Consider the following 12445-nt stretch of genomic DNA (forward strand, 5'->3'; position numbering starts at 1 on the left):
CATCCCGGGCGATGTCCGCGTGATCCCTGATCGTCATTTTGCCTTGTATTACCTCCCGGATGGTTGCCATCGCTACAGCCCTGTCTGACAGCGGGTGACGGCATGCGCAACAGATTCACGGCGATTGCGACGAACGGCGTGGCCAAGTATCGGACGCAGAGCCGGCCTACTGTCGCGTTGATAAATTTTGGCGATCAGCGCAAATCGCGAATCGCAATTGGACCGCTTCAATTTGGAGGTGGACGATCGTTTCACTTGCCGTGAACAAAGAGCTTCTTGAAGCGAAATCGTGAGACAAATGTAGCGAAATAAACCGACAAATACCAGTCGTTGCTGCATTTCCCAGTGTTTTCGTATGGCGAAGATTCACATAATGACGGAGGTGGGACGGAGATGGAGATGAACATGCAAGAGATTCGCATGAGCGAATCTGCACCCAAAAAGTTATCCGGAAACATGGGGCCGATCGGCCTGGCGCTGATGGTGCTCGCGTTCTCGGCACCTTTGACAACGGTGTCCGGTTACATCCCGTTCGCGCTGATGTTCGGAGGCGTCAGCAGTCCGATCCTGTTCGTCGTCGTTACGATCGTTCTGCTGTTCTTTTCCGTCGGCTACGTGACGCTCAACAACATCGTCAAGCGCCCGGGCGACTTCTACGCATTCGTCAGTTTCGGCATCGGGAAGTCGACAGGCCTCGGCTCGGGCATCCTCGCGGCGGTGTCGTATTTTCTGCTGCTCGCCGGGGTGACGTCGTTCTTCGGCGTGTCCTGTTCCGATCTCCTTCATGAAACGACCGGCGCCGTGCTCCCGTGGTACATCCCGACGATCGCATGCTGGATGGCGTGCGGGATCCTCAGCTACCTGCATGTCGAGTTGTCGGCGAAGGTGCTGACGTGGATCATGCTGCTCGAGATCGCGGTATGTCTCATCTTCTCGTTCTTCGTGCTGGCGAAGGGCGGGGCGGCAGACATCTCGGCAACCGCGCCGTTTGCGCCGAGCCAGTTGTCGAAGAGCGCGAGCGTGCCGTTCTCGGTACTGTTCATCGTCGGTTTCTTCATGGGATTCGAGGCGACCGCGCTGTTCCGGGATGAAGTCCGGATGCCCGACCGGACGATTCCGGTAGCCACGTATGGTGCGGTCATCTTCATCGGCGTCGTCTATACCATTTGTGCGTATGCGCTGATCATGGCCTATGGGTCGCATGTCCAGGACATCGCTACCAAGACCCCTGCCGCAATGTTTCCCGACGCATTCTCGAAGTTCGTCAGCGGCCGTCTCCATGTCGTGATCTCGCTGCTGGTGCTGACGTCGGCGTTCGCATCGGCGCTGTCCACGCAGAACGTGCTGGCCCGCTACATGCACAACCTCGGCACCGACGGCGCGCTGCCGCGATTCCTCGGCAAGGTTCATCCGAAGCACGAGTCGCCCTATCTCGCGTCGATCACGGTGTCGGTGATGGTGCTCTGCGTGCTGATCCCCTTCATCGCGATGGGCGCCAAGCCCGATCTGCTGTACGGGCAACTCTCCGGAGTTGGTACGTCGGGGATCGTCGTTCTGATGGCCATCGTCAGCATCTCGTCGCTGGTATGGTACGGCCGGAGCGGCAGACACCAGGGCGTCAGCTTCTTCAAGTCGGCGGTCGCGCCCGCCATTTCCTCGGTGTTCTTCATCGCGCTCGTCGTGCTGATCGCGCAGCACTTCGATGTTCTGGCAGGTGGCGATCCGGGGCAGTACGTGTGGATGTTCTACTGCCTGATTGGTGTGCTGCTCGTCGGCATCGCACTGGCACAATACTTCAAGTACCTGCGCCCGGAAATTTTCGAAAGACTCGGCCGCAGCCACAAGGACTGAATCGTTGAGCGACCGGGGCGGACACGTTCAGCCTCATCCCGGGTCGTTTCTCCTTTGATCCCGAGCACTTTCGGGATCTTTTTTTATTTTCCGGCTCGTTGCATCAGATGCGCCCGGCTGCCAGTCACGGCCGGTGCGGACACGTCACGACCGGATCATCCGTTCATCCAGAAGATGTCCGAGTTGTCGGACACATCCCAAACCATGGTCGTCGAGACTGCAAGCGAAAGCAACAAACGGGCTGCAACACGCGCATCATTCTTTCTCGCCGGAATCAGCGTCGCGACGTGGGCGCCGCTGGTGCCGTATGCGAAGGCGCGGCTTGACGTCGACGAAGCGAAATTCGGCTTCCTGCTGCTATTCCTGGGAATCGGCGCCGTCGGATGCATGCCGCTCTGTCAGCGCGCGGTTGAGCGATTCGGTTGCCGCAAGGTCATCGGCGCGGGCGCCGCGATGATCTGCGCATCGCTTCCGCTCCTGGCGACGCTGTCCGGCATGCCCGCGATGGCGATCACGCTGTTGATCTTCGGCGCCGGCCTGGGATTCGTCGACGTCGCGATGAACATCCAGGCCACGCTCATCGAGCGGCAAAGCGGCGAGCAACTCATGTCCGGCTTCCACGGCCTGTTCAGCGTCGGCGGAATCGCGGGCTCGCTGGTCGGCGGATCGCTGCTGTCGGCCGGCGCGAATCCGCTTGGGGTAGCGGGTGCGATGGTCGCCGTCATCGCCGTGCTCATGTTTCGTTACGCGCGATACCTGGAGTCGGCGGGGCCCGGCGAGCGCACGGCGTCGGCGTTGATCTTGCCGCAGGGGATCGTGGTCCTGATGGGCGCCATTGCGATCGGATGCTTTCTCGTCGAAGGCGCGATGCTCGACTGGAGCGCGCTGTTCCTGACATCGGTGAAGAATTATGCGCAGGACCGCGCGGGCTTCGGATACACCGCGTTCGCGATGACGATGGCGATCGGTCGACTCTTCGGCGACATGTTGATTACCCGATTCGGTTCGCGCGCAATGATTGTATCGGGCGGGAGCCTCGGCGCGGTCGGGATGTGCATCGCGATCGTTTCGCCATCGGGCACGGGCACGATCGTCGGGTTTGCCGTATGCGGGGCCGGGTGCGCGAACATCGTACCCATCCTGTTCGCCGCTGCCGGGCGGCAAACGGCAATGGATCCTTCTGCCGCAATTTCGTCGATCACGACATTAGGCTACGGCGGCAATCTGGTCGGACCGGCAATTGTCGGCTTCTTTGCGCATGCGATCGGTTTGCATCTTGCATTTGCGTTGCTCGCCGGGTTGCTGCTGCTCGCCGCGTTCGGCGGCCGAAAGATCGAGTCGTGACGCATGCGCGCCGCGAATGCGTCGAGGCGCGCGATTGAACGCCCGGCATGCGTTGTCAATCGATTACGAATTTCGATCAGTGATCATTTTTGTTCTTCATTGGATTGAATCGGTCGAGGTTGATGTAATGCGCTGACGTCTTTCACCGTGAGCGAATGCCATGACCGATCTCTCATCCGGCGATTTCTCGGTCGCCGACATCGAAGCCGCCTCTGTGCGCATCCTGCCGTTCGTCGTGCGAACGCCTCTGCTCGAGAGCGAGGTGCTCAACCGTGCGACAGGGGCCCGTGTGCTCGTCAAGGCGGAAAGCCTTCAGAAGACGGGGTCCTTCAAGTTCCGGGGCGCGTGCAATCGCGTGCTGCAAATTCCGGCAGCCCTGCGACCGCGCGGCGTCGTCGCCTTCTCGTCGGGAAATCACGCGCTGGCGATCTCGGCGGTTTGCGCGCGGTTCGGCATGCCGGCCACCATCATCATGCCGGCGGACGCACCCAAGGCAAAAATCGAAGGCGCACGGGCCTACGGTGCGACCGTGCGTCTCTATGACCGACAAACGGACGACCGGGAAGCAATCGGCCGGGATATCGCGGAGCGCACCGGCGCGGTGACCGTTCCCCCCTACGACGATCGTCAGGTGATGGCCGGCCAGGGCACCGTCGGTCTCGAGATCGTGCAGCAAACTCAGGCCCTGTCCGTGGTCCCTGATGTGGTTCTTGCTGCCGCCAGCGGTGGGGGACTGGTCGCTGGGGTCGCGACGGCGATCAACGCGTATTGCAGGCAAGCGCGCCTCTACGCTGTCGAGCCCAAGGGGTTCGACGATCACGCACGATCGCTTGCGAAGGGCGAGCAAGTTACCAATGCCGCGGGCGCCAGATCCATCTGCGACGCTCTGCAGGTCGCATCTCCCGGCAAGCTGACGTTCCCGATCAACAAGAGGCTGCTGGCCGGAAGTCTCGTCGTCGACGATGACGAGGTGCGTCGGGCGATGCGCGTGGCGTTCGAGACACTGAAGCTCGTCGTGGAGCCCGGTGGCGCAGTACCGCTCGCGGCGGTACTTGCCGGGAAGCTCGCCATAGCCGGAAAGACCGTCGTGCTGGTACTGAGCGGCGGTAACGTGGACCACGACATCTTCGTCAGTGCGTTGGCCTGATCATCCGGCATTCATCTACCCAGAGCACATTTCTGCCAGGAGGTAATTGTCATGCTGCAGCAAGACAGCAAACAGTATCAACGCGTTGCGCGCACGATCGACGAATTCATGACGCTCGACTACACGGGTGTCGGGCTCATCGGCAACATCTACGAGGCGCTGCAGAAGCGACAACCCGGATTCGCATGCATGGGCGCGGCCGAACGAATTGTCGAGGTGGTAAGGCGACAAGGCGGCCCGGTGCTCATCGCCACGGGATTCCCTGAGGGCGGCGGTGCACCCGAAACCGATGGTCCGGTGGGCGCTGCGCTGATGGCGCGCGCATTTTTCCTCGGCCTGGGGGTGCCGACCGTCGTCGTGATCGACGAAGACTGGGAGGAGATGATGGTGCAGACCTGCCGCGGCGCAGGGCTGGCACCGATGCCGTTCCCGGATGATGGCGTGGTGAAACGGATCGAGTACTTGCGGCCCGTCTACATCCGGACAGTCCCCAAGGACAAGGACGGCAGTCGTCGTGTTTGTGATGATCTGCTCGAGCGCACCCGGCCCAGCGTGATGATTTCGATCGAGCGCCCCGGTTGCAACGCGCTAGGACTCTACCACGGGCTGGGCGGCCGTCCGCTCGACGGACTCGTCGCTGACCTTGATTACCTGTTTTATCAAGGCAAGGAGCGCGGCATCCTGCATATCGGCGTGGGCGATGGGGGTAACGAACTCGGCATGGGGGTAATCGCGGCAGATCTGCCCGCGTTTTCGCCGAAGGCCGCGTCAACCGGTGTTGCTGGGCGTGGAGGCGTTGCGGCGGTCAATGCAGCTGATCACCTCGTCGTCGCGAACGTGTCGAACTGGGGTGCAACGGGCATCATCGCGGCGCTTTCGGCGCTGCTGGAGAACCCTGTCGTGTTTCACGATCCCGAACTCGAGATTCGCTGCATCGAATGCTGCGTCAATTCGGGTGGTGTGGACGGCATGTTCATGGCCCCCGAGCCCGCCGTGGATGGCATCAGCGCGCTCGAATGGGAAGGCTTGCTTCGTACGCTTCGCGCGAGTGTTCGACGCACGCTGGGCGACTCGATCAACTGGCAGGGGGAACGTGGCGACTGGAGGCAATTGAAATGACGGACAAGACCACGATTGACGCGCGCCTCGCCGAACTGGGCCTCGAACTGCCGCCTGCGAGCGTGCCGCGCGGTAGTTATCTGCCTGCAGTGCGGTCGGGAAACTACCTTCAGATCGCCGGCCAGGGGCCGCGCCTGAACGGTAAGCTTCTCTACGCAGGAAGAGTGGGCGCCGACCTCAGTGTGGATGACGGGCAGCGCGCGGCCCAGCTCTGCGCCCTCAATATCCTGAGCCACATCGGACGCATGCTGGACGGGGATTTTTCGCGCGTCGTTCGCATCGTTCGCGTCGCTGGCGTCGTGCGGTGCGACGCGGACTTTACCGACCATGCGACCGTGCTGAATGGCGCTTCGGACCTGTTCTTCGCCGTCCTTGGCGAAGCAGGGCGGCACGCACGCATTGCGACCGGCGCCACCGCCTTGCCGTCCGGCATGGCGGTGGAAGTAGAAGCCACCGTAGAGGTCGTTTGAGGACAGCGTATGGGCGGCCTTGTCACGAGTCGACCAAGACGGCACGAAATCTTAAGGGGTAGAGGTGATCATGCAATACGATTCAGCTGTTGATCCGGTCCGCGGTGATATGCATTCCGAAGGTACGTACCGGACGGTCGCCCTCCGGATCATGCCTTTCCTGATGCTGTGCTATGTCACTGCATATCTCGATCGCATCAACATTGGCTTCGCGAAGCTGCGGATGCTGTCGGATCTCGGGTTGACGGACGCGGCGTACGGGCTGGGGGCCGGTCTGTTCTTCATCGGCTACTTCCTGTTCGAGGTGCCGAGCAACGTGCTGATGGCGAAGATCGGCGCGAAAAGAACCATCTCGCGCATCATGATCCTCTGGGCAATGATTTCCGCGGCCTTTGCGTTCGTATCGACGCCTGTTCAGTTCTACGTTCTTCGCTTTCTGCTTGGCGTGGCCGAGGCAGGCTTTTATCCCGGCATCATTCTGTACTTGACGTACTGGTTTCCATCCGCACGCCGCGCGAAGATGGTGGCGCTGTTCGTCGGCGCGGTGCCTTTGTCCGGCATGATCGGGGCGCCGGTATCGGGTGCGATCATGTCGGCGCTCGAGGGAGCACATGGATTGGCCGGCTGGCAATGGCTCTTTGTCATCGAGGCAGTTCCGTCGTTTGTGCTCGGTCTGCTGACGCTCGTGTTTCTCGACGATGGTCCCGAGTCTGCTCGCTGGTTGCGGGATCGTGACAGGCGTGTCATCGAGCGCGAACTGGAGGCGGATCGTCGAGCGATAGACGGACACTGCGCCGGGATGAACTTGAGGCAGACGGTGACGAACCGCAAGGTCTGGCACATGACACTCATCTGCTTCTGCTCGGCGATCTGTTCGTACGGCGTTTCGTTCTGGTTGCCGACGCTGGTCGCACAGCTTGCGCCAGGTGACGTCTTGCGTATCGGATTCTACACGTCGTTGCCGTTCAGTGCGGCGTTCGTCGGGATGTATCTGATTGGTCGAAGCTCCGATAAACTTCGCGAACGCCGCTGGCATCTCGTCGTGCCGTTCTTGTGCGTGATCGCGGGGCTCGTCGCCAGTGTATTCACCCGTGGCGCGCCGGCCGTTGCATTGGTGGCGTTGTGTGTCGCAGCCGTGGGTGCGTACAGTACGACGTCGATGCTGTTCTCGATTCCTGGACTGTTTCTGACTGGGATCGGCATGGCCGCCGGTGTTGCCTTCATCAACTGCGTCGGCGGATTGGGCGGGTTCGTCAGCCCCTATGTCGTGGGCGTCGTCAAGGACATGACCGGGAGCACCGATTACGGCGTTTTCTTTATTTCGTTGATGGCTGCAATCGGCGTGACGCTGACTTTGTGCCTTCCCAAGAAGCTCGTCAATCGCTGAGGTCGACGGCCACTGATCCTGTTGTGTCTGAACGATTGCGGGCCGGCAATATTCTTTATGTTCGACGTGAACAGAACAGATGATCAATCTGAAAAGCCTCGAAACCTTCTACTGGGTCGCAACGCTCAACAGCTTTCATAAGGCGGCGACCAAGCTGCACACGACGCAATCCGCGGTGTCGCACCGGATTTCCGGCCTGGAGGACGATCTGGGTGTGCTGCTGTTCGAACGCGCGGCACGTACAATCCGGTTGACACCCTGCGGCCGGACTCTACTGGAATATGCGGAGCGGTTCCTGGCGCTCGAGTCCGAACTGATTTCGGCGATCGCAAGCCCTCAGACGCTGTCCGGTGTGGTTCGTCTGGGCGTCGCCGAAACGATCGTTCATATGTGGCTCACCGAGTTCATTGAGCGTGTGCATCGCGAACATCCGGGTATCGTCATCGACATCGTGGTCGACATCACACCGGCGCTTCGAGACGGGCTTAGGTCCGGCGAGATCGACATGGCGTTTCTGTTGGCCGGGCCCGTGGTGGATCCCGATTTTGTCGAAGCACCCTTGTGCAGATATCCGGTCGACTTCCTCGTGTCCCCTGACCTCGATGTCGGCGACAGCCCTTTGACGCCAGAGACCCTGGCGCGCTTCCCGATCATCACGCTGCCGAAGCGGACGCATCCGTACATCACGCTGAGGGACGCCATTGCGACGCGGGACAAGCCTTCTCCGCGCATTTTCGCGAACGGGTCCCTGTCGACGATCGTGAAGATGGCGGTCGACAGGATCGGCATTGCCGTGATGCCAGGCGCAGTCGCGCGGCACGAAATCGAGGTGGGCTCACTCGTCGTAAAGGAATCAACGCTCACGCTCGACGATTTCGTATTCAGTGCGGCATACGCCCGCGGACTCGACGTTCGCATCTACGAAATCCTGACCGGATTGGCGCTCGTCGCAGCCAAGCCGACGTCCGGGTAAACGCGTATCCCGATGCGCGGCGGTGGTCGCGATTAATGGGTTCGCATCGTGGTGAGCCCTCCTGCCTGACGAAGTTTGGCGATTTTTATCATCCTTTGGGTGGACGAGGGATACACGCGTCATTTCTAGAATGAAATCGATTGCCGGCACATGCGATATCACCGTCCGGCTTGACGCGATGCGCACGTTGCGCGCTTTCGACAGGGCTTCAGGGAAGAGCGGCATGGCGATCATTTCGACCGACAAACAGGCTGTTGACCACCGGTTTTCGCAAGAGCGCCGGATAGGAGGGCGCAAATGACCGATGTGAGCGAGAAGCGGACGACCTCGACAAACCCGACGGTGCGCTACGACGCATCGGAAAAACAGAAGGCGCACGCGAAAACGGCGCGCATTCCGATCAAAATCGTCCCGATCGAGCCGCTTAGCAAGCCACGATGGATCCGCGCCAAAGTCGCGACGCCCAACACGCGCTTTTTCGAGATCAAGACGATCCTGCGCGAGCACAACCTGCACACCGTGTGCGAGGAAGCGAGCTGCCCGAACATCGGCGAATGCTTCGGCAAGGGCACCGCGACGTTCATGATCATGGGCGACAAGTGCACGCGCCGCTGCCCGTTCTGCGACGTCGGCCACGGCCGTCCCGATCCGCTCGACGCGGACGAGCCGAAGAACCTCGCGCGCACGATCGCGGCGCTTAAGCTCAAGTACGTGGTGATCACGAGCGTCGACCGCGACGACCTGCGCGACGGTGGCGCCGCTCACTTCGTCGAGTGCATCCGCGAAGTGCGCGAGCAGTCGCCGGAAACGCGCATCGAGATCCTGACGCCGGACTTCCGCGGCCGTCTCGATCGCGCGATCTCGATCCTGAACGCGGCGCCGCCCGACGTGATGAACCACAACCTCGAAACGGTGCCGCGCCTGTACAAGGAAGCGCGTCCGGGTTCGGACTACGCGCACTCGCTGAAGCTGCTGAAGGACTTCAAGGCGCAGCATCCGGACGTCGCGACGAAGTCGGGCCTGATGGTCGGCCTCGGCGAGACCGAAGAGGAAATCCTGCGGGTGATGCGCGACCTGCGCGCTCACGACGTCGACATGCTGACGATCGGCCAGTACCTGCAACCGTCCGAGCACCACCTGCCGGTGCGTGCTTACGTGCATCCGGATACGTTCAAGATGTACGAGGAAGAGGCGTACAAGATGGGCTTTACGCACGCGGCCGTTGGCGCGATGGTGCGCTCGAGCTATCACGCCGATCTGCAGGCGCATGGGGCCGGCGTTGCGTGAGGGGCAAAGCCGGTGCGCGTGATAAAACGCGATTATCAAAAAACATCGCCAACAGCAATTGGACCCGATCAATTTGGCGGCCGACGATGGCGGCGATACGGACCGAACTGAACCGAACTGAGTACCGTACAGGCTCGAAACCGATGAATGGTGCTCAGACACATGAACGATCGCGGCGCGATGCGGCGAAAGTTCGATCATGCTGACGATATGTTGGAGGCGTAAGGAGATGGAGGCGAAGATGGATATGAAACTGAGTGTGGAAGACGCGCAAATAGAAACGCCTCCACATAAGAAGCTGTCGGGCAGCATGGGCGCCGTCGGTCTGGCGCTCACCGTGCTGGCATTCTCGGCGCCGTTGACGACCGTGTCGGGTTACATCCCGTTCGCGCTGATGTTCGGCGGAGTCGGCAGCCCCGTGATATTCGTACTGACGACGTTGGTATTGCTGCTGTTTTCCGTCGGCTATGTGACGCTCAACAATATCGTGAAGCGCCCGGGCGACTTCTATGCGTTCATCAGCTATGGCATCGGAAAGTCGACCGGCCTCGGCTCCGGCATACTCGCGGCGGTTTCGTACTTCCTGCTCCTCGCCGGCGTCACGTCGTTCTTCGGCGTCTCGTGCTCGGATCTCGTGCACGACATGACCGGCATGGCGATTCCGTGGTACTGGCCGACGCTCGCGTGCTGGCTGGTGGTCTCGATGCTGGGATATCTTCATGTCGAGCTGTCCGCGAGGGTGCTGACGTGGGTGATGATTCTCGAGATCGTCGTCTGTCTGGTATTTTCGTTCGGTGTGCTGGCAAAAGGCGGCGTGCCGGGTGTTTCCGCATCCGCTCCGTTCATGCCGAGCCAACTGGCGAACAGTACCAACGTACCGTTCTGCATGCTGTTCACCGTGTCGTTCTTCATGGGGTTCGAGGCGACCGCCTTGTTTCGCGACGAGGTGAAGATGCCGGACCGGACGATTCCGCGTGCAACCTATGGTGCGGTCATCTTCATCGGTGTGATCTACACGCTGTGTGCGTATGCGATGATCATGGCTTACGGGCCGCAGGTTCAGTCGATCGCGGCCAAGACGCCCGCGGCGATGTTCCCTGACGCCTTCGCGAAATTCGTGAGCCCTGGCCTGCACCTGATCGTTTCGGTGCTGGTGATGACGTCAGCGTTCGCGGCGAGCCTGTCCACGCAGAACGTGCTTTCGCGCTATATGCACAACCTGGGAACGGACGGCGCGCTGCCCCGCTTCCTCGGAAAGGTGCACGCGAAGCACGAGTCTCCGTATCTTGCCTCGATGACTGTCTCGGTCATGGTGCTGTGCGTGCTGTTGCCGTTCATTCTGATGGGCGCCAAGCCCGATCTGCTTTACGGGCAGCTCTCCGGAGTCGGAACGTCGGGCATCATCATTCTGATGACCATCGTCAACATCTCGTCGCTGCTCTGGTACGTTCGCCGAGGCAGGCAACAGGGCGTGAGTTTCGCCAAGTCGTTTCTGGCACCGGCGATTTCGTCAGTATTCTTCATCGCGCTGGTTTATCTCGTGGCCGCACACTTCGACGTGCTTGCGGGCGGTGACCCCGGGCAGTACGTGTGGATGTTCTACTGCCTGATCGGCGTGCAGGTCGCGGGCATGGCACTTGCCCAATACTTCAAGCACCGGCGCCCCGAGGTCTTCGAATGCCTGGGACGCAGCCAGAACGGTTGACGATGACGACAAGCCAGGACTCGCCGAGTCCTGGCTTTTTTTGCGCTTGCGCCAAGCAAGCGCGGCGTGGCGCCTAGCGCCCTTCGTAATGCGCGGCGACGTTTTGCGCGAGCCCGGCAACGATCGCACTCAGCGGCATGTCGACGCGGCGGACAAAACTGGCGGTGAACGGCATCACCGGCATCTCGTGGCCGGTGTCGATTCGGCGCAGCCGGCCGCTCGCCAGATGTTCGGCCACGACGTGGTGTGGAATCGCCGCGATGCCGATGCCGTCGAGCGTCATCCGGACGATCGACGACAGCGACGAGTTGCCGAAGATTCTCACGTGATGCAGATGCGACCGATCGAACATCTCCTTTAGCTGCATGTACGGACGTGTCGATCTCGAGAACGTGATGATCGGATGCCGCGCAAGATCGCTCAGCGTGAGGTGGGCCGTGTCGCATTCAAAATCCGACGAGACGATCCAGCTGATCGGATAGCTGCACAACGGCAGATTCTCCGCGTTGCTCGCGTTCACGGGGCCCATCAGGAGCGCGACGTCGATCGTGCCGTCGGCGAGCCCAGCGGTCAGGTTCGGCGTGGCGTCGACATTGACCTCGAGCGTGATCTCCGGGTATTCGATGCTGAGCCGCTTGAGCAGCGCGGACAGCCATGTGTGCACGATCGTGTCGGACGCGCCGAGCTGAACCGTCCCTCCCAGGGCCGTCCGGCCAGCAACTGCCTCGACCATTTCGGCGCTCAGCGAAATCATTTGTTCCGCGTAGACGAGCAGTTGCCTGCCCTTGATGGTCAGGAAGCAACCCCGCTTGTCTCGCTCGAACAGGCGTCCCTTCAGTTGCTGTTCGAGTTGCGCGATGCGCGCGGATACAGCGGGCTGTGTCGTGTGCAACCTTTCCGCGGCACGGTGAAATCCCCCTAGTTGGGCGACGGCGTAAAAGGTCTCCAGGTTTCGAAGATCGATCATGTGGCGAACTCCACCCGCGTGGGGAAAAGCGATTCGATCGCGCATATCCGAATGTCGACCGGCGATCGGACGAGGCGACGCATATCCCCGGTGCGGGGAAGGTTCGATCGATCATAGCGACGAAGGGTGGGGTGCTCAACATAGAACACCCGATTCCCGGGGAGAGCGGACGCGCTGCGATTTCTTTCTCCACCT

General features: G+C 61.1%; 10 protein-coding genes and 1 pseudogene. 10 read left to right on the forward strand and 1 reads right to left on the reverse strand.

The features are described 5' to 3' along the window. Positions 1 to 420: 420 nt before the first annotated feature. From GJG85_RS29510 to GJG85_RS29555, 10 genes and pseudogenes are all read left to right on the forward strand, one after another. The gene (locus GJG85_RS29510; protein WP_160300488.1) at positions 421 to 1851 is read left to right on the forward strand and encodes an APC family permease; all 1431 of its coding nucleotides are present in this window, start codon (positions 421 to 423) and stop codon (positions 1849 to 1851) included. A gap of 54 nt (positions 1852 to 1905) precedes the next feature. Further along, positions 1906 to 3195 carry an MFS transporter gene (locus tag GJG85_RS29515; protein ID WP_204384158.1) on the forward strand — a complete coding sequence of 430 codons (1290 nt, stop codon included), beginning with the start codon at positions 1906 to 1908 and terminating at the stop codon, positions 3193 to 3195. A gap of 160 nt (positions 3196 to 3355) precedes the next feature. Continuing rightward, positions 3356 to 4342: a threonine/serine dehydratase gene (locus GJG85_RS29520; protein ID WP_050011222.1), complete on the forward strand. Its 987-nt coding sequence runs from the start codon at positions 3356 to 3358 to the stop codon at positions 4340 to 4342. A gap of 51 nt (positions 4343 to 4393) precedes the next feature. Beyond that, positions 4394 to 5461 carry a DUF4392 domain-containing protein gene (locus tag GJG85_RS29525; protein WP_089489196.1) on the forward strand — a complete coding sequence of 356 codons (1068 nt, stop codon included), beginning with the start codon at positions 4394 to 4396 and terminating at the stop codon, positions 5459 to 5461. Continuing rightward, positions 5458 to 5931, forward strand: a complete 474-nt coding sequence (locus GJG85_RS29530; protein ID WP_050011221.1) for a RidA family protein — start codon at positions 5458 to 5460, stop codon at positions 5929 to 5931. The genes GJG85_RS29525 and GJG85_RS29530 overlap by 4 nt, the downstream gene beginning before the upstream one ends. Positions 5932 to 6001: 70 nt before the next feature. Next, positions 6002 to 7318, forward strand: a complete 1317-nt coding sequence (locus GJG85_RS29535; RefSeq protein WP_200891608.1) for an MFS transporter — start codon at positions 6002 to 6004, stop codon at positions 7316 to 7318. Positions 7319 to 7397: 79 nt separating this feature from the next. Further along, positions 7398 to 8291 carry a LysR family transcriptional regulator gene (locus GJG85_RS29540; protein WP_050011220.1) on the forward strand — a complete coding sequence of 298 codons (894 nt, stop codon included), beginning with the start codon at positions 7398 to 7400 and terminating at the stop codon, positions 8289 to 8291. 130 nt (positions 8292 to 8421) lie between these two features. Then, a complete protein-coding gene (locus GJG85_RS29545) occupies positions 8422 to 8592 on the forward strand; it encodes a hypothetical protein (RefSeq protein WP_160300487.1) in 171 nt (56 codons plus the stop codon). Between the two features lie 47 nt (positions 8593 to 8639). Further along, positions 8640 to 9578: pseudogene (gene lipA, locus GJG85_RS29550) on the forward strand (lipoyl synthase); the annotation flags it as partial. 241 nt (positions 9579 to 9819) lie between these two features. Next, a complete protein-coding gene (locus GJG85_RS29555) occupies positions 9820 to 11283 on the forward strand; it encodes an APC family permease (RefSeq protein ID WP_160300486.1) in 1464 nt (487 codons plus the stop codon). A 73-nt stretch (positions 11284 to 11356) separates the two neighbouring features. Here the strand turns inward: GJG85_RS29555 and GJG85_RS29560 are convergent, their stop codons facing one another. After that, on the reverse strand, positions 11357 to 12295 hold the full coding sequence (locus tag GJG85_RS29560) for a LysR family transcriptional regulator (protein WP_200891607.1): 939 nt from the start codon (positions 12293 to 12295) through the stop codon (positions 11357 to 11359). Positions 12296 to 12445 lie beyond the last annotated feature (150 nt).

Source organism: Burkholderia sp. MS389, assembly GCF_016899425.1.
Classification (GTDB): Bacteria; Pseudomonadota; Gammaproteobacteria; order Burkholderiales; family Burkholderiaceae; genus Burkholderia; species Burkholderia sola.